A 23,589-nucleotide genomic window follows, 5' to 3' on the forward strand; every position below is an offset into this window, starting at 1 on the left:
ACCGCAACTTTGCGACGTTCGATCAGGCAACCTTTTCGAGCGTCGGATAGTCGGTATAGCCGATGCCGCCCTTGCCGTAGATCTTGCTGGTATCCAGCGGGTTCAGCGGCGCATTCACCTTCAGGCGCTCGACGAGATCGGGATTGGCAATGAAGGGCTTGCCGAAGGCGACCACGTCGGCCTTGCCGCTATCGATCGTATCAATCGCCATCTGCCTGTCATAACCGTTATTGGTCATCCAAGCAGCCTTGCCGCCGGCCACTTCGTAAGCGGCGCGCAGAGCATCATAGTCGAAGGGCAGGTCGCCCTGCTGGAAGTCGCGCGGGCCGCCGGTCTGGCCTTCGACGATGTGGATGTAGGAAAGGCCATATTTGGCCAGGCCTTCGACGACGTTGGTAAAGAGCGGCTGCGGCTGGGGATCGGTGCTGTCGCCCGAGGGAGTGACCGGGGAGAGGCGGATTGCAGTGCGGCCGGCACCGATTTCCTTCACGATGACGTCCACGACTTCAAACAGGAAGCGGGCGCGGTTCTCGATCGAGCCGCCATACTTGTCGGTGCGGTCGTTGACGCCCGCTCGGAGGAACTGATCGATCAGGTAGCCATTGGCTGCGTGGATCTCGACACCGTCGAAGCCTGCGTCGATCGCGGCGCGCGCTGCCTTGCGGTAGTCCTCTATGATGCCGGGGATCTCCGAAAGTTCGAGCGCGCGGGGTTCTGATGTCGGGACATATTCGCCTGTACCATCCGGCTTGACGAGAAAGGTTTTGGCGTCTGCGATTTTCGATGTGGAAGAAACCGGCTTGCCGCCATTCGGTTGCAGGCTGTTATGCGAGATGCGCCCCACATGCCACATCTGGACGACGATCTTGCCGCCTGCTGAATGAACGGCATCGGTCACCTTCTTCCAGCCGTCGATCGCTTCCTTCGTATAAAGGCCCGGGACGTCGGCATAGCCCTGTCCCTGATGGGAGATCGCGGTGGCCTCGGTGATGATTAGACCGGCGGTGGCGCGCTGCCTGTAATAGGTGGCGTTGATGTCTGTCGGCACGGCGCCCGGCGAGCGGTTGCGGGTTAACGGCGCCATGATGACGCGGTTCGCAATGGCGATGTCGCCTAGCTTCGTCGGTTCGAAGAGCTTGGTCATAGGCTTTCCTTTTTGGCTATTGTGCCTTTGCGGCTGCTGGGAAGTGGGAGGGAATTTAGACTGCTGCCGAAAGCAGAAGCTGAGGCGTAAGTGGGTCTCAAAGCTCCTGCCTGAGGCAGTCGCAGAATTCGGCGATGACGTCTTCGTTGCGCTTGTAGAAAACCCACTGGCCGATGCGCTTCGTCGTTACAAGCCCGGCGCGATGAAGGGTCCCGAGATGGGCCGAGACCGTGGATTGCGACAGGCCGCAGCGCTCGAATTGCCCGGCGCAGACACCCATCTCCAACGGGTGATCCTGGCCAGCGAAATGCTCCTCCGGCTTCTTCAGCCAGTTGAGTATTTCTATGCGCTTCGGATGTGAGAGCGCCTTGAGGATTTCGTCTCGGTCCATCGAATTGCCATCGAATATTGATCGTTGGCGATTTATGTATCGCTTATTTTCGATACATCAAGGCGGAGGAGGTCACATCTCCGTGAGCATAGCCGCATATCGTTGCGATTAAATTTTAAGCAAAAAAAGAGGGCCACCGGCGTTAGCCAGGGCCCTTTAAGGTATGAAGGTTAAAAACCTCCAGAGGGGAACAGCTGCTGCGGTGGAACTGGGAGGAAAAGCCACCATGTGCATCAGCTGTGGACAAGATGGTATTTTATTGTGCAGTGCGCAATGATTTTTTGTGCAGGGCAGCTATGCGTTTGTGCAGTTGGGTTTGCAGGCGGAGAAAAGACAAAAAAAAGGGCCATCGGAAAATCCGAGGCCCTTATAGGTATGAAGGTTAAAAACCTCCAGAGGGGAACAGCTGCTGCGGTGGAACTGGGAGGAAAAGCCACCATGTGCATCAGCTGAGTGCGATATGGTGTTTAAATGTGCATTCGGCAACTCGTTATTGTGCATATCTGCTATGCGCGCTATGCATGAGCGGATATTTCGTAGGCACTGGAGCTAGCTCAGAAATTCCAGTTCCGCGCCTTGGCGACAACGAAGTCCCTGAAAACCTTCAACTTCGCGGCGTTCTTCATTTCATCCGGATAGCAGAAATAGGTGTCGAACGACGGCACATCCGCATTGATCGCAAGCTGAATGAGGCCAGGATCTCGGCCAACGATATAATCCGGAAGCACGGCGATGCCGATCCCAAGCAGGCAGGCGCGCTTGATCGAGGTTTGGCTGTTGATCTGGAGATGAGGCGGCCGCTTGTTGTCGGACGACCGTCCGGCGATCTCCAGCCAGTTGACATCCAGAAGGTACATCGGCGCAGGTTCGCCGAAACTGATGATGCGGTGATCGTCGAGATCCTCGACCGACTGCGGTTCGCCATAGCGGTTGATATAGGAGGGCGCGGCGTAGACGTGCATATGCACTGTAAAGAGCTTGCGCTGGATCAGGTCCGATTGCTGCGGCTGGCGCAGGCGGATGGCGCAATCGGCGTGACGCATGTTCACGTCCAGCTCCTCGTTGTCGAGGATCAGCTGTATCTGCATGTCGGGGTAGAGCTGAAGGAATTCCTGGATCTTGTCGGTAAGCCAGCCCTGGCCGAGGCCGACCGTCGTGGTGACGCGCAGCTTGCCGCTTGGCTTCTCGGTTGTCTCGGTGAGCTGCATCTTGACGGTTTCGAGCTTCAGCAGCACGTCATGGGCGGTGCGGTAGAGCAGCTCGCCCTGTTCCGTCAGGATCAGGCCGCGGGCGTGGCGGTGGAAGAGCTTGATGCCGACGTCCTGTTCCAGCGCGCTGACCTGGCGGCTGATGGCCGATTGGGACAGATGCAACTTATCGGCCGCATGCGTGAACGAGCCTGCTTCCGCAGCTGCGTGGAAAATCCGCAGCTTGTCCCAATCCAAAGGCATTCCGCTCCCCCTCATCGGCGGATCACTCCGCCGCCACGGCGACAGGCATGGCGCCCGTCAGATACCGTTCTGCCTCAAGTGCTGCCATGCAGCCCATTCCGGCCGCCGTGATCGCCTGACGGAAGATGTCGTCCGTGACATCGCCGGCGGCATAGATGCCTTCGAGGCTGGTCGCGGTCGAATCCGGAGCGGTCCAGAGATAGCCATTGTCCTTGAGCTTCAGCTTGCCCTTGAAAAGTTCGGTCGCAGGCGCGTGGCCGATCGCGACGAAGACGCCGTCGATCGGCACATCGGTGATCGTACCGTTGCGAGTGTCGCGCAGGCGTACGCCGGATACCGACGGCGGCATCGGCGGCTTGGCCGGCGTGCCGGTGATCTCGGCGACTTCGGTGTTCCAGAGCAGCTTGATATTTTCCTTGGCGAAGAGGCGCTCCTGCAGGATCTTCTCGGCGCGGAAGAAATCGCGGCGATGAACAACCGTGACGCTCTTTGCGATGTTCGACAAATAGAGCGCTTCCTCGACGGCGCTGTTGCCGCCGCCAACGACGATCACGTCCTTGTTGCGATAAAAGAAGCCGTCGCATGTGGCGCAGGCCGAAACGCCAAAACCCTGGAAATGCTGTTCGCTTTCGATCCCGAGCCATTTGGCCTTGGCACCGGTCGAAATGATCAGTGTATCGGCGGTCCAGACGGTACCGCTATCTGTGCGGATTACGAACGGGCGCTGGTTCACGTCGACCTCGGTCACAAGATCGTTGACGATTTCCGCGCCGACATGGGTCGCCTGCTGCAGCATCTGCTCCATCAGCCACGGGCCCTGGATCGGATCGGCAAAGCCCGGGTAATTTTCGACATCGGTAGTGATCATCAACTGTCCGCCCTGTTCGAGGCCGGCGATTAGGACCGGTTTCAGCATGGCGCGTGCGGCATAGACGGCGGCTGTGTAGCCGGCGGGTCCTGAACCGATGATGAGCACCTTGGTATGGCGGGCTGGCATGGAGACGTCCTTTCGATGAAAGCGCTTCGGGAAACCGGCGCCCTAAGCGGGCATTCAGGCGGTTTCGCGATCCGCTGGCCCATTTATGATTGCCGTATGCATTTATTCAAGGGCAGCCTTGCATTACCAACAGGGCAAATCGGCTCATATGTAATTTTCGGTTGCCTTTGAGAAAGATTCTTGCGTATCGCGCCGCTTTATATAGAAACTGCCGCGATGGAATTAAAGAAAGGCCGACCAGTGCAAAGGGCTGAACTCGACGCCATCGACATCAAGATCCTGCGCGAGCTACAGCGCGATGGACGCATGACCAACGTAGAATTGGCCGACCGCGTCGGAATCTCGGCACCGCCCTGCCTGAGGAGGGTGCGCAAGCTCGAGGAAGCCGGCATCATCGAGGGCTACCACGCGATGCTGAACAGCCCGAAACTGGGTTTCGATCTCGTTGCCTTCTGTATGGTCGGGCTCAAGCACCAGTCCGAAGCCAATCTCAAGGCCTTTGCGGCGGCGACCGGGCAATGGCAATTGGTGCGTCAGGCCTGGATGGTCTCCGGCGACAGCGATTTCCTGCTGCATTGCGTTGCTGAAAACCTAACCCGCTTCCAGGATTTCGTCATCGAAGTTCTTACCGCGAACGAGCATGTCGACACGGTCCGGACCATGCTGACCATTCGCCAGGTGAAGAAACTCGGCCTGGTGGAGCTTTAGGCATGGCGGGTTCCGACCGTCCCTGGTTTCGTTCGATGGTGAAGAGCGGCGCGCTACTGTTTCTCGGCGGTCCGCGCGCTCACGTGCAGGACTGGTTTCCCGGTCTCAAGATCGTGCCCGATCCCCAAACCGGCCGTCGAGCCGTTCTCCATTTTGGCAAAAAGGTTGTCGAACTTTCAGACGCCGATCTTTTGCGTGAGCGAGCCGGCGAGAATATCTACATCGTAGGGTCCGGTCCCTCCGTGCGCGACTGCAATCTTAGCCGTCTTGAGGATGGCAGCGCCGTTCTATTGAACGGCGCGATCGCCCTTATCGGCGAACAGATCGAAACGCCGCTGGCGATTGCGGTCGAAGACGAACGTTTCATCTGGCGGCACTTCGATCTCATGAAGCAGAAGGTGCCCGCCGGCTCGCTTTGCCTTTTCTCGGTCGCCGTGCTCAGGGCGATCTGCGAGCACGACCGTCGATGGCTCAGGGACAAGACGGTGCTGCTGATAGACTATATCAGGAAGCCCTATGGCGAACGGCGCCGCTCGCTCGATGCCATCGCGCGGTTCGACTTCGTGGTGCTCGAGGAGGATCGCTCGGCCGGCCTTTCGCGCTTGCCGGATCGCGGCGTCGTGCAGGGTGGATCGGTCGCGGTATCGGTGCTGCAATTTGCGATCTATTGCGCCCCTCGAACCGTCGGCCTGTTCGGCATCGATATTTCCAACGCCGACCAGCCAAGATTTTACGAGACCGGCAAGAGGACGGCTTTTTCCGGCATAGCCGGCGCTGAGAAGCGGATTGTCGCCCATCTCGCGCTGGCGAAAAAGGTAGCCGCCGAGCGGGATGTCGAGATCTTGAACTTCTCCCCGGTGTCGGCGCTCGTCAGCCAGGGGTTCGGCTACGACGGCAGGTTTGCAGCTTGAGAGATGACGGATCGGCTTTGCCGCTTCGGTAAGGAACGTATGGGCTGGTTTTCGAAGAAAAGTGTCACGGCCGCCAAGCGGATCGCAATATCGCCGCCCAAGCCTGAAGCGGGGCGCCACGGGATCGCGATCGCGGCCTGCATCAAGGACGAGGCAAGCTACATCGAGGAGTGGGTTCGCTTCCACAGGGCGGTCGGTATCCGCCATTTCTACATCTACGACAACGGCTCGACGGATGGCACAGGTGACATCCTGCGCGATGTGCTTGAGCCCGATGCGCTGACGATCATCCCCTGGGCAGGGCGCATGGTGGATGCATCCACCGACACGCCGATCAACGGCCAGGTCATCGTCTTTGCCCATGCAATCCTCAATTTCGGAAGCCGTTACAAATGGATGGCGTTCATCGACGCCGATGAATTCCTGCTTCCGAAAAGGAGCCGGACGGTGGAAGAGGCGCTGGAGGCGGTCGGCGATTTCCCGAATGTCTCGCTGCCGTGGCACATGTTTGGTACCGGCGGCAATGTCAGGCGCCCGGACGGGCCGATCGTCCTGAACTTCACGTTGCGCGGCGCCGATCCGATGACAGACGAGCCGGATGTACGCAACTTCAAGTGCATCGTCGATCCGTGCGAAGTGACCGAGGTGACGGTTCACCAGTTTAAGACGCGGGAATTCGGCGATTTGACCGCCAATGACGCCGGCAAGCGGTTTTCGCGAAAGGCACGGAAGTCGGCGTCGTTCTATTCGAACGACTTCCTGCAGCTCAACCACTACTACAGCAAGTCCACCGAAGAGCTGATGGCGAAGGTGGCAAGGGGCTGGTCCTACGACAAATCGGCGTCCTACTATCGGGACAAGGTGCTGGCCGTCGTCAGGCACATAGAGGCCGACGCGGTGGAAGATCGCACCATGATCGATTTCGTCGCACATAACGGGATTGATCTGGGCAAATAGGTGGCTTCAGGGTTTGGAGGCGAGAAGCTGCCGGTAGACATCGCTGATGGCAGTGGCTTCCTTTTCGAGCGCGAAATTGCTGCGAACGTGGCGAACGGCGTTCTCGCCTTGGCGCAGCGTTTCCTCCGGGTCGGCGAGGTAGGTGGCAATCGCCTTTGTCAGTGCGTCGCCATCGCCCGCCGGCACGATCGCGCCCGTTTCGCCCGGAACCACCATTTCGGAATAGGCGCCGGCGGTCGAGGTGACGACAGCCGTCCGCGAGGCCATCGCCTCAAGGGGGGTAAGCCCAAAGCCTTCGTTGCGGGAAGGGGCTACATAGAGCGTCGCGCGCCGATACCAGGGGCGGATGTCGTCGACTTCACCCAGGAACCGGATACGGTCGGACAGGCCAGCGCTAACGACCGCCTTCATAAGGTCATCGGCAAAGGCGCGGTGTTCGGCGGTCACCCGGCCGCAGACGACAGCCGTCCAATCCGGGTGTTGCGGCAGCAGCGTGATCATCGCGTTGACGAACAGATCGGTGCCCTTCTGGTGGCGGACCCTGCCGAAACAGCCGACGAGATATCGGCCGGGGAGGTCGGTCGCTGCCATGCGGTCGTCGGGCACCTCGGGGGGATGGAAGAGCTTGAGGTCGACGCCGTGCTGGATGACGGTGTGTGGAACCGTCAGGAAGGTGCCGGAGCCGGCGCTTGTGGCGATCACCGCGTCCATGCGGCGGATAAGCCAGCGGGTGTATCTCGAATGCTTGCGTTGAGCAGCCGACGTAAACAGCAGCTTCAACGGCATCCGCAGCACGGCTTTCAGCAACAGGCCGAACAGCATCTCGTTGTTCCGGCGCGCGTGCCAGACTCGCACAGGGTGGCGGCGCGGCCGTCGCCAAAGGCCCGGCAACCGCATCCATCCAAGCTTCGGCAGATGTTCCGGCAGGCCAGGGCCGAGCGTGACGATATGGCAGCCGAGCTCCACCTGCTTCGGGACTAGCTGCACGATCGTCGACGTCACGCCGGATAGACGCCGCTTGAAGTTCGGCGCGACGATCTCGATTTCGGTGATATCGCTGAGGTGAGATGCCGGGTGATCGCGCACGGGCGATCAGCCCCAGGTCACTGCGAGGATCTCATAGGCCTTGGAGCCGCCGGGAGCGTTCACTTCGATGCTGTCGCCGACTTCCTTGCCGATCAACGCGCGCGCGATCGGGGAGGAAATGGAGATCCGGCCCGCCTTCACGTCTGCTTCCTGGTCGCCAACGATCTGGTAGTTCTTCTCTTCCTCGCTGTCCTCGTCCATCAGCTTGACCTTGGCGCCAAACTTGATCTTCGAGCCGGACATCTTCGACAGGTCGATGATCTCGGCGCGAGCGACCAGGTCCTCGACTTCGCCGATGCGGCCCTCATTGTGGCTCTGTGCTTCCTTGGCGGCGTGGTACTCGGCATTTTCGGACAGGTCGCCATGGGCACGGGCTTCCGAGATTGCCTCGATGATTCGCGGGCGCTCTTCCTGCTGACGCCAGCGCAGTTCTTCCTGCAGCTTGACGTACCCGTTCGGTGTCATCGGTACCTTATCAACCATTTTTCCCGTCCTTCACTCCCCGCGCCGCTCTGGCGCGGACACAAAAGAAAACAGGTCCCGAAGCGGAACTTCGGAACCGTGCTATAGTCACTATTGGCTCTCTTATATCAGATCATTTCCGCAAATTTCCAGAAAATTCGCATGGGAATCGGCGCCAGCGCAATTTTGGACCGCAGATTCGGCTGAGGGCGCCAGCGTCCCGGCGGCGCTGCTTCTCGTGGAGGGCCGAGGAACGTACTGCGAACATATGACAGAGATGCGTTGACGTAACCGACTAGCGAGGCGGTTGTGCCGGGGTATCGGTATCGTCGTTTGACCATGGCTCGATCGCAAAATTCTGTGGCAGGTTTGGCGGAGCGTATGGCGTGGTCGGGGGGCTCCGATCACTCCGATCCAGTACCGATTGATGAACCGTAGCGCCGTCCGGAATGAAGCGCCGATCCGATATCGGCAGGTAGATGCCCTGGGTGTTGCCGCGCTTGCGCCAGGAGGTTTCGGGCACGCGGCGCGGGAGGTATTCGAGCATCTTCCAGGCGAAATTCATCGAGTCGTGAAGCGGGGCCAGCGCATCGAGCGGGAGATAGGGCTTGCCGAGATTTCGGCCGAAGACGAGTTCATCGACCGTTTTCGCGCTATAATCGAGCCCCATGGTCCCGGTTTGCGAAATCATCCAGGCAAGCGGGATCTTGATCGCGCTGCTTTCCTTTTCGGGATAGCCGCCTCCGACGTCGCCGTGGACGCCCGAGAACCAAACTTCCTTGACGTCCTGCGGCTTGGATTGCGCGGGTTTGAACGGGCCTCCCCAATAGGGCTGCCCGATGACCCAGGGCAGTGGATTGAACATGGTCCGCCTTTCGTCGATCGCCATCGCATGGCGAACGCATTCAACGCTGGGATTGTGCCGCGTGAAGGGGAGGGTCTGGAGCTGGGGAAACCATTTGCCCGATACGATCACCGACGACACGGTATCGAACAGGCCGAGCAATTTGATCGAAGGACGATAGGTCCGCAATGTCCGCTCATAAAGGCGCATCGTGGCGAAGGCGGAGGGAGGGTCATTGTCGGCGACTGAGTGTGCCGGGTTGTCGCGTTGCTCGCTTTGGCCGATCCCCTTGTAGGTATTGTAGGCGTAATCGAGAAGATTGAGGTGGTATTTGCTCATCAGCCCGAGCGAGTGAATGAAGCCTGCAAGGACGCGGGCGGAATAGGCGCCGCGGCTGAAACCGAAAATGTAGAGGCGATCGCCTGCGCCGACGGAATTGCCATCGCTGTCGAGCGGCCCGTGCTCGTAGTTTTCGACAATGAAACGGTAGGCATCCTTAACGTTCTGATCCAGTCCCCATCCCGTCGCCAGGCCCCAGACTTCGACTGTCTTGCGGTAGGCATCGGACCAGGCATTGGCCGCGCCGAAGGTGCCGACGCCGGGATCGTAGTAGACGATCTGCGTGTCGGTGCGTTGAAGGACGCCGAACAGTCTCAGGATATTGGTGCGGTCCGCCGAAATCTCATTCGAGGTTCCGTCAAAGAGAATGACGATGTTCTTTGCCATGCCCGCCTCCGACCCGCCGCTTCAAGTGGTCGAAGTGAAACGCTAGCATGCAATTCTGGTTGGTGCAATTATCGGTAGCCTACAGCCTGCCGGGCCTGGAGTTCGGGCGCCGGCAGGTCGATATCATGCAGGAAAATAGCTCTGCAGCGGCCGAACTTCGAGATTGCCGGCTTTCAGCGCCTTAATTGCCAGAGCAGCAGCCTCGGCGCCGGCCATCGTCGTGTAATATGGCACCTTCTGCATCAGCGTCGCGCGACGAAGCGATTTACTATCCGAGATCGCCTTGTTGCTGTCCGTGGTGTTGATCACCAGTTGGACCTGACGGTTGCGGATGGCGTCCTCGACGTGCGGGCGACCTTCGAGCACCTTGTTGATCTTGGTGGCGGAGATGCCGTGTTCGCCAAGGAAGCGGGCGGTACCGCCGGTGGCGAGCACCTTGAAGCCAAGCTCCACGAGGATGCGGATTGCCGGCAGAACGCGCGGCTTGTCGTCATCGCGCACCGCGACGAAGACCGTGCCTTCGCGTGGCAACTCGACGCCTGCGCCGAGCTGGGCCTTGGCGAAGGCCAACGCGAAGTCGGTATCAAGCCCGATGACTTCACCGGTCGAACGCATTTCCGGGCCGAGCAGCGTGTCGACGCCGGGGAAGCGCGCGAAGGGGAAGACGGCTTCTTTGACGGCGATGTGCTTCAGCTTGCGTGGATCGGGCTTCTCGCCGTAGGCGGCAAAGGCTGCATCGAGTGTCTCACCGGCCATAATGCGGGCCGCGATCTTGGCGATCGGCGCGCCAATGGCCTTGGCGACGAAGGGGACCGTGCGCGAGGCGCGTGGATTGACTTCCAGTACATAGACGGTGCCGTCCTTGATGGCGAACTGCACGTTCATCAGGCCGCCGACATTGAGCGCCTTGGCCATGGCCTTGGTCTGCCGTTCGAGCTCATCGAGCATCTCGTTCGAGAGCGACCGCGACGGCAGGGAGCAGGCGCTGTCACCGGAGTGTATGCCGGCTTCCTCGATATGCTCCATGATCCCGGCGATATAGGCGTCGTTGCCGTCTGCCAGGCAATCGACGTCGATTTCGGTGGCGTTGGTCAGGTAGCTGTCGAACAGAAGCGGGTTCTTGCTGAGGAGCGTATTGATCTGGCCGGTCTTGTCGTTCGGATAGCGCTGCTTGATGTCTTCCGGTACCAGCCCGGGTACGGTGTCGAGCAGGTAGCTTTGCAGCATCGATTCCGAATGAATGATCTGCATGGCGCGGCCGCCGAGGACATAGGACGGGCGTACGACCAGCGGGAAGCCGATTTCCGAGGCGACGAGGCGCGCCTGCTCGACCGAATAGGCAATACCGTTGTTCGGCTGGTTGAGATCCAGCTTCATCAGAAGCTTCTGGAAATGATCGCGGTCCTCGGCAAGGTCGATCATGTCGGGCGAGGTGCCGAGGATCGGGATGCCGTTCTTTTCCAGCGCTTCTGCCAGCTTCAGCGGCGTCTGGCCGCCAAACTGCACGATGACGCCGACGAGTTCGCCGTCTTCCTGCTCGGCCCGCAAGATCTCGATCACATCCTCGGCGGTCAGCGGCTCGAAATAAAGCCGGTCCGAGGTGTCGTAGTCGGTCGACACGGTTTCCGGATTGCAGTTGATCATGATGGCTTCGTAGCCGGCATCCTTCAGAGCGAAGGCGGCGTGGCAGCAGCAATAGTCGAACTCGATGCCCTGACCGATCCGGTTCGGACCGCCGCCAAGGATGACGACCTTGCGACGGTTCGAAATCTTCGCTTCCGAGCGCGCGGTGCCGACGAAGGGCTCCTCATAGGTCGAATACATGTAAGCCGTCGGCGACGCGAATTCGGCAGCGCAGGTATCGATGCGCTTGAAGACGGGGCGGACGTTGAGGCTGTTGCGCAGTTCCGCCACTTCCTTCGGGCGCTTGGCCGAAAGCGTTGCCAGCCGCGCGTCGGAGAAGCCCATGGCTTTCAGCATGCGCAGATTGGTGGCGTCAGCCGGCAGGCCGTGCTCGCGAACGCGTGCCTCCATGTCGACGATCGCCTTCAATTGGGCGATGAACCAGGGGTCGATCTTGCAGCCTTCGTGCACCTCTTCGGCGCTCATGCCGAGGCGCAGCGCCTGGGCGACCATGCGCAGCCGATCCGGTGTCGGCGTGCCGATCGCGGCGCGGATCGCGTTCTGGCTGCCTTCGCCTTCCTCGGTGCCGGGGATTTCGATTTCATCGAGGCCGGTCAGGCCGGTCTCAAGGCCGCGGAGGGCCTTCTGCAGCGATTCGGCAAAGGTGCGGCCGATCGCCATGACTTCGCCGACCGACTTCATCGCCGTCGTCAGAACGGGGGATGCGCCGGGGAACTTCTCGAAGGCGAAGCGCGGGATCTTGGTGACGACGTAGTCGATCGACGGCTCGAACGAGGCAGGCGTCGCGCCGCCGGTGATGTCGTTGTCGAGTTCGTCGAGCGTATAGCCGACGGCGAGCTTGGCCGCGACCTTGGCGATCGGGAAGCCGGTCGCCTTCGATGCCAGAGCGGACGAGCGCGAGACGCGCGGGTTCATTTCGATGACGACCAGACGGCCGTCGGCCGGGTTGACGGCGAACTGCACGTTCGAGCCGCCGGTCTCGACACCAATCTCGCGCAGAACCGCGATCGAGGCGTTGCGCATCATCTGGTATTCCTTGTCGGTCAACGTCAGCGCCGGCGCGACGGTGATCGAGTCGCCCGTGTGCACGCCCATAGGATCGATGTTCTCGATCGAGCAGATGATGATGCAATTGTCCGCCTTGTCGCGGACAACCTCCATCTCATATTCCTTCCAGCCGAGAACCGATTCCTCGATCAGCACTTCCGTGGTCGGCGAGGCGTCGAGGCCGCCGCCGACGATTTCGAAGAACTCAGAGCGATTATAGGCGATACCGCCGCCGGTGCCGCCCATGGTGAAGGACGGACGGATGATCGCCGGCAGGCCGACGACATCGATCGCCTGCGCCGCAATCGCCATGGCGTGGCTCATGTAGCGCTGCTTGCGGTCGGTCTCGCCGAGGTTCCAATGGTTTTCGAGCGCGTCCAAAGCCGTATCAAGGGCAGGGCCGGAAAGGCCTGCCTTCAGCTTGCTACGCTCTGCCTCGTGGCTCTTGCGGTCGAGATCCTTGATTTCCGTGGCGTTGGCCAGCAGCGACTTAGGCGTCTCCAGGCCGATGCGCGACATCGCCTCGCGAAAGAGCGCGCGGTCCTCGGCCATGTCGATGGCAGCGGGCTTGGCGCCGATCATCTCGACATTGTAGCGGTCGAGCACGCCCATCCGCTTCAGGGAAAGCGCGGTGTTCAAAGCCGTCTGGCCGCCCATGGTCGGCAGCAGCGCGTCAGGGCGTTCCTTGGCGATGATCTTGGCGACGACTTCGGGCGTGATCGGCTCGACATAGGTTGCATCGGCAAGACCCGGGTCAGTCATGATGGTCGCCGGATTGGAGTTGACGAGGATGACGCGATAGCCTTCCTCCTTCAGCGCCTTGCAGGCTTGGGTGCCGGAATAGTCGAATTCGCATGCCTGACCGATGACGATCGGCCCAGCGCCGATGATGAGGATCGATTTAATATCTTCGCGCTTCGGCATAATCTCTATCCATTTTCCGCGTGCGCGAAAAACCGGCCAGGGTGTTTTCCACCGGCCGGGGCGCGCACTCTGCATCTCAAAAGGCTAGAAGCGGCTTATAGGCAAATGTTTTTGCAAACGGAACCCCATAAATCGTGGAATCGACAGGAATCCCCCGGCGTCTCTCTCACGACGGCAGGCAAGGGACGACCAGCACCTTGATCTCGCCTGGGCGAGGCGGATGACTGATCGCCTCGGGCGCCTCTTTCAGCCCGATACGGCGCGATATCAGCGGCTCCACCTTGATCACGCCGGAAGCGATTAGATCCGCAGCACGGCGCTGGGTGAAAGGGTTGATGAAGGAGCCGAGGATCTTCAATTCGCGAAATAGAATGTCGAAGGGCTCGATCTCCACTTTTTCGCCCCGCGGCATGACGCCGAGAACGACCACCGTGCCGCCTGATCTCGCCATGAGGGTCGATTGCCGCACTGTTTCCGCAACGCCCGCGCATTCGATCACCACATCCGCACCGCCGGGCAGGAGGCCATCCCTGGCGGTAATGGCTTCGATCGGATCGCGCGCATTGGGATCGATGGACGCGGTTGCGCCCAAGGTCTCGGCCAATTGGCGTTTGCCCTCATGTCTGGTGACCAGCACCACGCTCGTGGCGCCGGCAAGCCTTGCGAGCTGGACGACCAGCAGCCCGATGACGCCGCCGCCGAGCACGACCACCGAGGAGCCGGCCTTGATCTCGGCCATATCGACGCCGTGCAGGCAGCAGGCAAGCGGCTCGCAGAACGCACCGTGGCCCGGTTCGAGATCGACCGGCAATTCGATGGCCTGTCTTATCGGAAGAACGACATAGTCCGCAAAGCCGCCGTCGCGATGAATGCCGATCGCCCTCAGGTTTTCGCAGAGATTGATGCGGCCGCGCTGGCACTGGACGCAGCGGCCGCAGACGATGTTCGGATCGCCAGTGACGCGCATGCCGACGCTAAAGCCAGGGGTCTCGGGGCCAACTGCCTCGACGAAGCCAGAAAATTCATGGCCGAGGGTGACGGGCGGTTTTGAAGGAAATTCGCCGAGAAACAAGTGACGGTCCGTACCGCAGATGCCGCAGACCTCGATGCGAACAAGGAGCTCTCCCGGCCCCGGCACAGGCTTTTCGACCTCGCACAGGAAGAGATTGCCGACTGATTCGAGGCGGACTGCTTTCATTGATGAACTCCCATCATGTATCGCTACTTGCTCACATTCTGAAATTGCAATGTTTTAAGGTAGTGCACGTAAAAAGGTATTACCGAGCGCCTCTGCAGAGCGTGTCCGATTATCTCAAGCGCTCATCCCACCTTGTTGATATTGATGCCGCCATGGATAATTCCGAAAGAGCACGGCGCTTGCTGTTTGCGACGACGCTATTTGCTCTGACAATGGTCATCCTGCTGTTGCCCGTTACAAAGATTACCCTGGATATCCAGATTTTTGGTCATGCTAGCATATTCGTTGCCTTTTTGGGCGCGGCAGCAATCTATTGCCGCCTTCGAAGAGTTCCCGGTGCAGCGGTAACTTTCGAACTGATGGCCTGTTGCCTGCAACTGTCAATCTTGGGACTGTTAGCAAGCTACATGGCCGTCTCGGTTGGAGCTCCTGAGGTGGACATCCAGTTTACGGCAATGGACGCGGCCATTGGTTTCAATGGCGCCGAATTTGTTCGAGCTGTTGATTCCAACGGGCTATTTTCTCTTCTTGTCAAACGTTCCTATGCTTCATTTCAGTTTCAATCATTCTTTCTACCCTGCCTTCTCGTGCTGTTTCGGCAGGGCCCAGGGCCTACTCGATGGTAGCCGACTTTGACTAGTCTGCCTGATCGCAGCCCTGATATCCATCTGGTATCCTGGCGTCAGCGCCTATCCAGCCTACCAGCCTGACCCAAATTCCTTTCAGCATATCGACGCGCGCCTCTTCCGGGATCACTTCATGACAGTGGCTGAGTGGGACTGCTTCAACTTTTCTTTGCAGGCGGCTCAGGGCATTTTAACGGTTCCGTTCGTCCATGCTGCCGTCGCATGTCTTTGCGCCTGGGCCGCGTGGACGTCACCAATGCGTCATCCATTCCTGATACTGAACATTGCCACGGCTGTTTCAGCGCTTTTGCACGGCAGCCACTACCTGGTGGACGTCATTGTCGGTCTCGGCGTCTCGGCATTTGCAATCGCAACGATCACCTTCTTTGCCGGTTCGGTCGCGCCGTCGCAGCGGGAAATCCGAATGGTTGTCACTTGATTTGACTGCGTTGATGCTTATCGCATTGGCTAGCCGCAATGATGCTATTTCGTCCTCAGCTTAGATAGTGCATCTTGAGGCCCGTCGCATTTAACCGGATATTCAATCATGATGCTTGAACCGCTTCTCGATGCCCCGCTCGCGATCAAGATCCACGTGGCGGCCGTCGTTCCTGCAGCAATCCTGGGCGCCTATCTGCTCATGGGGCGCAAGGGTACGCCGGCGCATCGGTTGCTCGGCAAGATCTGGCTGACGCTGATGGTGATCACGGCGCTGTCGAGCTTCTTCATTCATGCGCTGAACATGGTTTATGGCTTTAGCCCGATCCACCTGTTGTCGATCTACGTTCTTGTCGCAAGCTGGCAGGCCATCGCCGCGGCGCGGCGCCACGACATCGTTCGGCATCGAAGGACCGTTACTGGACTTTATTTCGGAGGCATCGGTATTGCCGGTTTTTTCACGCTCATCCCTGGCCGGATCATGGGCAAGGTGATTTTCAGCGGCGATGAAATTCTCCCCATTGTCGTTGTTGGCGCCATTGCCGCCTTCCTGGTCCGGGTCGCGCTGACCCGCAAACGGGCGGCTCGGCAACTGATTTGAGATCACCACCTTTTATGCAACTGGCTTTCGGGCGGCGCGCGGATATATAACGAGGTCAGTGGTATTCGCATTCAGCGCATCGCCGGGAGGTGCTTATGGATTGGAAGGGACGTCGTCAGTCCGATAATATCGAAGATGACCGCGGTTCGTCCGGTGGCGGATTGGGCTCCAACCCATTCGGCCAAGGCGGTGGCGGCATGGGTTTTCCCTCCGGCGGCATGCGTCGTGCTGGCGGCGGGATGAGCATCGGCACGATCATCGTGCTGGTCGTGATCTACCTCATCCTCAAGGCGATGGGTATCGATATGCTGCAGCTCCTCGACCAGAGCAGCACCACGACAGGCAATCCAGGATACGAGCAGAGCGGCTCGGCGCCAAGCAATCCTGCCGACGACGAGACGAAGGCGTTCGTCGCAACCGTGCTCGCCGACACTGAAGATACCTGGACGGGGATCTTTCAGGCGCAGGGGAAGGACTACGAGAAGCCGAAGCTCGTTCTGTTCTCAGGCCGGACGCAATCCGGCTGCGGCTTCGCGTCTGCTGCATCGGGTCCGTTCTATTGCCCTGTTGATCGCAAGGTCTATCTCGACATGGACTTTTTCCGCCAGCTCAAGCAGCAATTCGGAGCATCCGGCGAGTTTGCCGAAGCCTATGTGGTCGCCCATGAAGTAGGGCACCACGTCCAGAACCTTCTCGGCATCCTGCCAAAGGTCAATGCGGCGCGCCAGAATATGAGCGAAGCCGATTCCAATAAGATGTCTGTTCGCGTCGAGCTGCAGGCCGATTGCTTGGCCGGCGTCTTTGGCAAGTTCGAGCAGCGAAAGGGATATATTAAGGCGAACGATCTGCAGGATGCGCTGAATGCTGCGCAGCAGATCGGCGACGATACGCTGCAGAAGAGAAGCCAGGGCTACGTCGTGCCGGAAACTTTCAACCACGGCACATCGGCGCAACGGGTCAGGTGGTTCAAACAGGGCTTCGACAGCGGTCAGCTGACCTCCTGCGATACTTTCGCGAACCCGCTCTGACTGCGCAGGCACAAAGCCCCTCTCCCGGTAAAACGGAGAGAGGGGACGCATCTGTGCAAGAGGCGCTTCCCACACGATAGTCCCGCCTCGATGGCAGGCGGGCTACTTCTCGCTGTCCATGTGGACAAGCTGCGCCTCAGGATAGCGGCCGCCGACTGCGGCGTCCTTCGGGACGGCCTTTTCGATGGCGAGGAAATCTGCAGCTGACAGATGGACGGACTGCGAGCCGAGTGCCTCGGTCAGCCGGTCGCGGCGGCGGGCGCCAATGACGGGCACGATATCGGCGCCTTTCGATGCCACCCAGGCAATCGCGATCTGTGCAACCGATACGCCCCTGGCGTCGGCGATCTTGCGCAGTGCTTCCACCAGCGCGAGGTTCTTTTCGATATTGCCCTCCTGAAAGCGCGGGCTGTAGGCGCGGAAGTCGCCCTTTTCCTTACCGGCTCCCGGCTGCCAGTGGCCGCTGATGAGGCCGCGCGAAAGGACACCGTAAGCGGTGATCGAAATGCCAAGCTCCCTGCAGGTTGGCAGGATGCTGTCCTCGATGCCGCGCGAGATCAGCGAATATTCTATCTGCAAATCGACGATAGGGTGGACGGCGGCGGCCCTTTTAATGGTGTCCGATCCGACTTCGGAAAGGCCGATATGCCTGACATAGCCGGCCTTGACCAGATCGGCGACGGCACCGACGGTGTCTTCGATCGGCACGCTCGGGTCGAGACGGGCAGGGCGGTAGATGTCGATATGATCGACGCCGAGGCGCTGCAGCGAGTAGGCGACGAAATTTTTGACGGCGATCGGCCGGGCGTCAAAGCCGCTCCAGCCGCCCTCTGGATTGCGTAATCCGCCAAACTTGACGCTAAGGACGACGTTGTCGCGGTTGCGGCCTTTCAGCGCCTCGCTGATCAGCATCTCGTTGTGGCCCATGCCGTAGAAATCGCCGGTGTCGAGCAGGTTGATGCCGGCGTCGAGGGCGGCATGGATGGTGGCGATGCTCTCCATGCGGTCGGAAGGTCCATACATGCCGGACATTCCCATGCAGCCGAGGCCAATGCTTGATACTTCCGGGCCGGTCTTGCCCAAACGATACATTTTCATGATCCGTCTCCTTCGTGTTCGGCAGTGTCTGACGCCGGGGGCGGCGTCGTTGGACGTTGTTTTACGCGGGGTTCCGCTGTACGATAATCCGGATATTGATGAACGAGCCGTACGGAATTTTGTACAATGGACGATCTTCCCCTCAGCGATCTCGATGCTTTTACCGCAGTCGCGCGCGAGCGCAGTTTTCGAGCGGCGGCGCGGAAGCGTGGCGTCTCGGCTTCCTCGCTCAGCGAAGCGCTGCGCCGGCTTGAAGAGCGCCTGGGCGTTCGGCTGCTCCACCGCACCACCCGAAGCGTGACGCCGACTGAGGCGGGAGAGCGCTTGCTCGAGAGGCTTGGACCGGCGCTCGGTGAAGTTGCCGCAGCACTCGACAAGCTCCGAGATTCCGAAGACAGCCCGGGCGGGACCTTGCGGCTCAATGTACCGATAGTCGTTGCGCGCGTCATTATGCCTTCGATCGTCGGCAGGTTCATGAAGCAATATCCAGGCATTCGGCTTGAAATCATCGCCGAGGACAATTTCATCGACGTGCTGGCAGCCGGTTTCGACGCCGGCGTTCGGTATGATGAAAGTCTTGCCAAGGATATGATCGCCGTTCCGCTCGGGCCACGAACCCAGCGCTTCGTCACCACGGCTTCGCCTGCCTATCTAAAGACCAATGGCGTGCCGCAGCACCCGCGCGATCTGCTTGATCACAAATGCATACGCCATCGCTTTAAGAGCGGGTCGACTGCGTTGTGGGAATTCGAGAAGGGAGACGAGACGATCACCATATCGCCGCCTGCCTATCTCGCCAGCGATTCCCTCGATCTTGAGGTCAGCGCCGCCGTTCAGGGTCTTGGGATCATCAGAGGCTTTGAGGACTTCGTGACGCCGGGGATCGCAACAGGCGAACTCGTCGCAATCCTCGAGGATTGGGAAAGCACCTTTCCAGGGCCATTTCTCTACTATGCCAGCCGCCGCCTCATACCTGCTCCGCTCAAGGCATTCGTCGATTTCCTACGTGCCGAACAGCGACGAACGAGCGGTACGTAGGACCGCTTTTCCCTGTATGTTCCGCTCATCGATCAATAAAATCGTTGGCAGGATCAACAACTTTGACTTGTTCACGGATTGTTTCTATCGGCCGTTTTGACTATGGAAGTATCACTGTCGCTGTTCTCGTTCTGTCTCTTCATGGAGATGGAGCCCATCAAAAGGCCAGTTCCATGGTCGATCCGAAATTCGTGCGCCACGGCCTGTTTCTGGTTTTCGTCATCCTCTTTCTCGATGTTATCGGCATTGCAATCATCATGCCGGTGCTGCCGGCCTATCTGGAGCAATTGACCGGCGGTTCGGTGAGCGAGGCGGCGGTCGATGGCGGCTGGCTGCTGCTGGTTTATGCGGGCATGCAGTTCCTCTTTGCGCCGTTGATCGGCAACCTCAGTGACCGGTTCGGGCGGCGACCGATCCTGCTTGCCTCGGTGCTGACCTTCGGCATTGACAACCTGATCTGTGCGGTCGCCGTCAGCTACTGGATGCTGTTCGTCGGCCGGGTTCTTGCCGGCATCAGCGGTGCGAGTTTTGCCACGTGCTCGGCCTATATCGCCGATATCAGCAACGACGAGAACCGATCGAAGAATTTCGGCCTGATCGGCATGGCGTTCGGCGCAGGCTTCGTTCTCGGCCCTGTCATTGGCGGTTTTCTCGGTGAATTCGGGCCGCGCGTTCCCTTCTATGGAGCGGCTGCTGTGGCCTTGCTCAATTTCGTGGTTGCCTGCTTTATGCTGCCGGAAACGCTGGAGCCTAAGCACCGCCGTCGCTTCGAGCTTTCGCGGGCCAATCCGCTTGGCGCCCTCAAGCAAATGCGCAACTATGCCGGTATCGGCTGGATCGGGCTCGTCATGTTTCTCTACTGGCTGGCCCACTCCGTCTATCCCGCGGTCTGGCCCTTCGTTGCCGTCTATCGGTATGGGTGGAGCGAAGGGGAAATCGGGCTTTCGCTCGGGATATTCGGCATTGGCAGTGCGGTGGTCATGGGCTTCGTTCTGCCCCGGCTGGTGCCGGTCCTCGGCGAATGGAAGACGGCCTTGGTGGGCCTTACCTTCTGTGCTGCGGGTTTCATCGGCTATGCGCTAGCCTGGCAGGGATGGATGGTCTACGCGGTGATCGCGGCGACCGCGCTCGAAGGTGTCGCCGATCCGCCGATGAGGAGCCTTGCGGCAGCCAAAGTGCCGCCGTCGGCGCAAGGGGAGCTTCAGGGCGCCTTGACGAGCCTTGGCAGCATCACCACGATCGTTGGGCCGCTGATTTTCACGCAGCTGTTCGGCTATTTCACCGGGCCGAATGCGCCCTTCGCGTTTGCCGGAGCCCCCTATGCCATGGCTGCGACGTTCATCGTCATTGGTGCTGTTGTCTTTGCCTTGAAAGTGAACGCGACCAGGACAGCGGCGCTGGCCGATGCAGCCTAAAAAGTCATCAGAAAAATTGATAGCCTGATGAATTCTTGATCAAATGCCTGCCGTGGACTGGCTTTATAAGCCGTCTTGCGGTATTGGCGGAGCTTCCGCACAGACCCTTCTGGGCAATGTCGTGCGGCTTAATGACGAGATTCCGACATGGACACGCCGATCGATGCGCGCGCTTTTGCGCGTGAAAGCAACAATTCCTGGCCCGCGCATTTTCGCGCGACGCTGGCGCTCGGCATCCCTCTGATCGGCGCGCAGCTGGCTCAGCTCGGCATCAACACGACAGACGTGATGATTGTCGGCCGCCTGGGCGCAGAGCAGCTGGCGGCGATGGTGCTGTCGGCGCAGTTCCTGTTCACGATCCTCATTTTCGGGTCGGGTTTTGCCATCGCAGTCGTGCCGATGGTAGCCCAGGCCTATGGTCGCGACGACGTCGTCAGCGTTCGCCGCGCCATGCGCATGGGTCTCTGGGTCGTGACGATCTATTGGCTCCTGATGCAGCCGGTGTTTTTCAACGCCGAGGGAATATTACTCGCCGCTGGACAGAAGCCCGACGTCGCAAGGCTTGCCGGGGACTATATCGCGATCGGTCATTTCGCAGTGCTGCCTGGGCTGCTTTATAACGTCATTCGGGCGTTGGTCAGCGCAATCGGCCGCGCCGGGATCATCCTCTATGTCACCATCACCATGCTGGTGATGAACGCGATTCTGGCCTACGGGCTGGTGCTTGGCCATTTCGGCATGCCGGCGCTCGGACTTCGCGGCGCGGCGATCGTGTCGCTTGCTGTTCAGACGGCGGGTTTTCTCTTCATCGTCGCCTATGTCCAGACCCGCGTGGATACCCGTCGCTACGAGATATTCGTGCGGCTTTGGCGCCCCGACTGGCATGCGCTCTTTGAGGTGGTCCGCCTCGGCCTGCCGATCAGCATCACCGTGCTTGCCGAAGTCAGCCTCTTCACTGCCGCCTCGCTCCTGATGGGACGGATAGGCACGATCCAGCTTGCAGCGCACGGGATCGCCCTGCAATGGGCGTCGATCGCCTTCATGATCCCGCTCGGCCTTTCGCAGGCAGCAACGGTGCGCGTCGGCGTCGCCCATGGAAAGGGTGACTACCATGGCCTTACGCGCGCTGCGATCGCCGTCACCATCGTCTCATGCTCGATTTCGATCATCGGCAGCGTTCTCTTTGCCACCATGCCGGAATTCTTTGCCAGCTGGTTTCTCGACGTGAAATCGCTCGAAGCGCCGCAGGTTCTGGCCTATGCCGCGCCCTTGATCGTGGTTGCCGGGCTGTTTCAATTGGTCGACGGGCTGCAGGCGATTGCCAACGGGCTGCTTCGCGGGCTGAAGGATGCACGCGTGCCGATGATCATGGCGTTGATTGCCTATTGGCCGATCGGCTTTTTCCTAGCCTGGCTGCTCGCCTTCCCGCTCGGCTTTGGCGGCATCGGCATCTGGGTAGGCTTCCTGCTCGGCCTTGGCTCGGCCGCAGTGATGCTATGCATCCGGTTCTACGTGCTGTTGCGACTGGAGAGGGCGGCCGCCTGATCGGGCGGTCGCAATCAGCGTCTCAGGCTATCTCGTCCTGCTGGGAGGTCAAACCAAAGCGTCTAGCGTTCGGCAAGCGCCGGCTCGCCCTTCTTCTCGCGCACTAGATTGACGAAGCGGCGGAAGAGATAGTGGCTGTCCTGCGGGCCGGGTGACGCTTCGGGGTGATGCTGGACCGAGAACACCGGCTTGCCTGTAAGACGCAGGCCGCAGTTCGAGCCGTCGAAGAGCGAAATGTGAGTCTCTTCAACGCCTTCCGGCAGGGACTTGCTATCGACCGCGAAGCCATGGTTCATCGAGACGATCTCGACCTTACCCGTGGTGTGGTCCTTGACCGGATGGTTGGCGCCGTGGTGGCCCTGATGCATCTTGGCGGTCTTTGCACCGAGCGCAAGGCCAAGCATCTGGTGGCCGAGGCAGATGCCGAAGAGCGGGATCTCGCTGTCGATCAGGTCCTTGATGACGGGGACGGCATATTCGCCGGTCGCCGCCGGGTCGCCTGGTCCGTTCGAGAGGAAAATGCCGTCGGGCTTCAATCCGAGTACGTCTTCGGTGCTGGCCGTCGCCGGCAGAACAGTGACCTTGCAATCAAGGCCCGCAAAGAGGCGCAGGATGTTGCGCTTGACGCCATAATCGAGGCAAACGACGTGATATTTCGCCTCGTCCTTGTTCAGGGCGCCATAGCCTTCGTTCCAAACCCAGGGGGTTTGCGCCCATTGTGACGACTGGCCGGAGGAGGCCTGCTTGGCAAGATCGAGGCCTTCGAGGCCGCTCCAGGCCTTGGCGTCGATCTTCAGTTGCCCGATGTCGAACACGCCGCTTGGATCATGGGCGATGACGGCGTTCGGCATGCCGTTCTCGCGGATCCAGGCTGTGAGGGCGCGCGTGTCGATGCCGCACATGCCGATGATGCCGCGGGCCTTCAGCCAGGCATCGAGATGTTTGGCGGCGCGGTAGCTCGACGGGTCGGTGATATCGGCCTTGAAGATGACGCCAACGGCGCCGTGGCGCGCGGCGGGCGTCAGGTCTTCGACGTCTTCCTCGTTGGTGCCGACATTGCCAATGTGCGGAAAGGTGAAGGTGACGATCTGGCCGAGATAGGAGGGGTCGGTCAGGATTTCCTGATAGCCGGTCAGCGCCGTGTTGAAGCAGACTTCAGCCTGGACCTTGCCGGTCGCGCCGATGCCCTTGCCTTCGATTACTGTGCCATCGGCCAGGACGAGCATGGCGGTGGGCTTTTCGATCGTCCAGGGGGCTGTTGCGGTCATTGTCATCCCGTTTCCGGCGCTCGCCGCGGCCTTGCAAAGGCC

At 60.1% G+C, this 23,589-nt stretch carries 21 protein-coding genes; 10 read left to right on the forward strand and 11 right to left on the reverse strand.

Annotated elements, in window-relative coordinates:
* Positions 1-22 precede the first annotated feature (22 nt).
* The 4 genes from AB4Z52_RS02905 to trxB all read right to left on the reverse strand — a co-directional run bounded on the left by AB4Z52_RS02905 (position 23) and on the right by trxB (position 3,983).
* Positions 23-1,144 carry an alkene reductase gene (locus tag AB4Z52_RS02905; RefSeq protein WP_442216381.1) on the reverse strand — a complete coding sequence of 374 codons (1,122 nt, stop codon included), beginning with the start codon at positions 1,142-1,144 and terminating at the stop codon, positions 23-25.
* Between the two features lie 97 nt (positions 1,145-1,241).
* On the reverse strand, positions 1,242-1,535 hold the full coding sequence (locus tag AB4Z52_RS02910) for an ArsR/SmtB family transcription factor (RefSeq protein WP_442216382.1): 294 nt from the start codon (positions 1,533-1,535) through the stop codon (positions 1,242-1,244).
* 554 nt (positions 1,536-2,089) lie between these two features.
* Positions 2,090-2,986 (reverse strand): LysR family transcriptional regulator VtlR, encoded by an 897-nt coding sequence (locus AB4Z52_RS02915; RefSeq protein ID WP_442216383.1) that lies wholly within the window; start codon positions 2,984-2,986, stop codon positions 2,090-2,092.
* A gap of 22 nt (positions 2,987-3,008) precedes the next feature.
* Positions 3,009-3,983, reverse strand: coding sequence for a thioredoxin-disulfide reductase (gene trxB / locus AB4Z52_RS02920; RefSeq protein ID WP_442216384.1), 975 nt, complete (start codon positions 3,981-3,983; stop codon positions 3,009-3,011).
* A 240-nt stretch (positions 3,984-4,223) separates the two neighbouring features.
* Here trxB and AB4Z52_RS02925 point away from each other — a divergent pair, with 240 nt between their 5' ends.
* The 3 genes from AB4Z52_RS02925 to AB4Z52_RS02935 are packed head-to-tail and all read left to right on the forward strand — an operon-like array spanning position 4,224 to position 6,559.
* On the forward strand, positions 4,224-4,691 hold the full coding sequence (locus tag AB4Z52_RS02925) for an Lrp/AsnC family transcriptional regulator (RefSeq protein WP_442216649.1): 468 nt from the start codon (positions 4,224-4,226) through the stop codon (positions 4,689-4,691).
* A gap of 2 nt (positions 4,692-4,693) precedes the next feature.
* Positions 4,694-5,602 carry a glycosyl transferase gene (locus tag AB4Z52_RS02930; RefSeq protein WP_442216385.1) on the forward strand — a complete coding sequence of 303 codons (909 nt, stop codon included), beginning with the start codon at positions 4,694-4,696 and terminating at the stop codon, positions 5,600-5,602.
* 39 nt (positions 5,603-5,641) lie between these two features.
* Positions 5,642-6,559 (forward strand): glycosyltransferase family 92 protein, encoded by a 918-nt coding sequence (locus tag AB4Z52_RS02935; RefSeq protein WP_442216650.1) that lies wholly within the window; start codon positions 5,642-5,644, stop codon positions 6,557-6,559.
* A 6-nt stretch (positions 6,560-6,565) separates the two neighbouring features.
* Here AB4Z52_RS02935 and AB4Z52_RS02940 read toward each other — a convergent pair whose 3' ends face one another.
* From AB4Z52_RS02940 to AB4Z52_RS02960, 5 genes are all read right to left on the reverse strand, one after another.
* Positions 6,566-7,645: a glycosyltransferase family 4 protein gene (locus AB4Z52_RS02940; RefSeq protein ID WP_442216386.1), complete on the reverse strand. Its 1,080-nt coding sequence runs from the start codon at positions 7,643-7,645 to the stop codon at positions 6,566-6,568.
* 6 nt (positions 7,646-7,651) lie between these two features.
* Positions 7,652-8,128 (reverse strand): transcription elongation factor GreA, encoded by a 477-nt coding sequence (greA, locus tag AB4Z52_RS02945; protein WP_442216387.1) that lies wholly within the window; start codon positions 8,126-8,128, stop codon positions 7,652-7,654.
* 274 nt (positions 8,129-8,402) lie between these two features.
* Positions 8,403-9,677 (reverse strand): T6SS phospholipase effector Tle1-like catalytic domain-containing protein, encoded by a 1,275-nt coding sequence (locus AB4Z52_RS02950; RefSeq protein WP_442216388.1) that lies wholly within the window; start codon positions 9,675-9,677, stop codon positions 8,403-8,405.
* A gap of 123 nt (positions 9,678-9,800) precedes the next feature.
* On the reverse strand, positions 9,801-13,292 hold the full coding sequence (carB, locus tag AB4Z52_RS02955) for a carbamoyl-phosphate synthase large subunit (protein ID WP_442216389.1): 3,492 nt from the start codon (positions 13,290-13,292) through the stop codon (positions 9,801-9,803).
* Between the two features lie 166 nt (positions 13,293-13,458).
* A complete protein-coding gene (locus tag AB4Z52_RS02960; protein ID WP_442216390.1) occupies positions 13,459-14,490 on the reverse strand; it encodes a zinc-dependent alcohol dehydrogenase family protein in 1,032 nt (343 codons plus the stop codon).
* 101 nt (positions 14,491-14,591) lie between these two features.
* Here AB4Z52_RS02960 and AB4Z52_RS02965 point away from each other — a divergent pair, with 101 nt between their 5' ends.
* The 4 genes from AB4Z52_RS02965 to ypfJ all read left to right on the forward strand — a co-directional run bounded on the left by AB4Z52_RS02965 (position 14,592) and on the right by ypfJ (position 17,183).
* The gene (locus AB4Z52_RS02965) at positions 14,592-15,116 is read left to right on the forward strand and encodes a hypothetical protein (protein WP_442216391.1); all 525 of its coding nucleotides are present in this window, start codon (positions 14,592-14,594) and stop codon (positions 15,114-15,116) included.
* A gap of 22 nt (positions 15,117-15,138) precedes the next feature.
* Complete coding sequence (locus AB4Z52_RS02970) at positions 15,139-15,555, forward strand: phosphatase PAP2 family protein (protein ID WP_442216651.1); 417 nt, start codon at positions 15,139-15,141, stop codon at positions 15,553-15,555.
* Positions 15,556-15,663: 108 nt separating this feature from the next.
* A complete protein-coding gene (locus tag AB4Z52_RS02975) occupies positions 15,664-16,155 on the forward strand; it encodes a DUF2306 domain-containing protein (RefSeq protein WP_442216392.1) in 492 nt (163 codons plus the stop codon).
* A gap of 95 nt (positions 16,156-16,250) precedes the next feature.
* Complete coding sequence (gene ypfJ, locus AB4Z52_RS02980; RefSeq protein WP_442216393.1) at positions 16,251-17,183, forward strand: KPN_02809 family neutral zinc metallopeptidase; 933 nt, start codon at positions 16,251-16,253, stop codon at positions 17,181-17,183.
* 102 nt (positions 17,184-17,285) lie between these two features.
* On the opposite strand, the gene AB4Z52_RS02985 is transcribed toward ypfJ, so the two are convergent.
* Positions 17,286-18,281: an aldo/keto reductase gene (locus AB4Z52_RS02985; RefSeq protein ID WP_442216394.1), complete on the reverse strand. Its 996-nt coding sequence runs from the start codon at positions 18,279-18,281 to the stop codon at positions 17,286-17,288.
* Positions 18,282-18,407: 126 nt separating this feature from the next.
* On the opposite strand from AB4Z52_RS02985, the gene AB4Z52_RS02990 reads away from it, so the two are divergent.
* From AB4Z52_RS02990 to AB4Z52_RS03000, 3 genes are all read left to right on the forward strand, one after another.
* A complete protein-coding gene (locus AB4Z52_RS02990; protein WP_442216395.1) occupies positions 18,408-19,319 on the forward strand; it encodes a LysR family transcriptional regulator in 912 nt (303 codons plus the stop codon).
* Between the two features lie 173 nt (positions 19,320-19,492).
* The gene (locus AB4Z52_RS02995) at positions 19,493-20,734 is read left to right on the forward strand and encodes a TCR/Tet family MFS transporter (protein WP_442216396.1); all 1,242 of its coding nucleotides are present in this window, start codon (positions 19,493-19,495) and stop codon (positions 20,732-20,734) included.
* A gap of 147 nt (positions 20,735-20,881) precedes the next feature.
* The gene (locus tag AB4Z52_RS03000) at positions 20,882-22,279 is read left to right on the forward strand and encodes an MATE family efflux transporter (RefSeq protein WP_442216397.1); all 1,398 of its coding nucleotides are present in this window, start codon (positions 20,882-20,884) and stop codon (positions 22,277-22,279) included.
* Positions 22,280-22,341: 62 nt separating this feature from the next.
* On the opposite strand, the gene carA is transcribed toward AB4Z52_RS03000, so the two are convergent.
* Positions 22,342-23,547: a glutamine-hydrolyzing carbamoyl-phosphate synthase small subunit gene (carA, locus tag AB4Z52_RS03005; RefSeq protein WP_442216652.1), complete on the reverse strand. Its 1,206-nt coding sequence runs from the start codon at positions 23,545-23,547 to the stop codon at positions 22,342-22,344.
* Positions 23,548-23,589: the final 42 nt, after the last annotated feature.

Origin of the sequence: Rhizobium sp. 2YAF20 (assembly GCF_052114685.1) — a bacterium.
Taxonomy (GTDB): Bacteria; Pseudomonadota; Alphaproteobacteria; order Rhizobiales; family Rhizobiaceae; genus Rhizobium.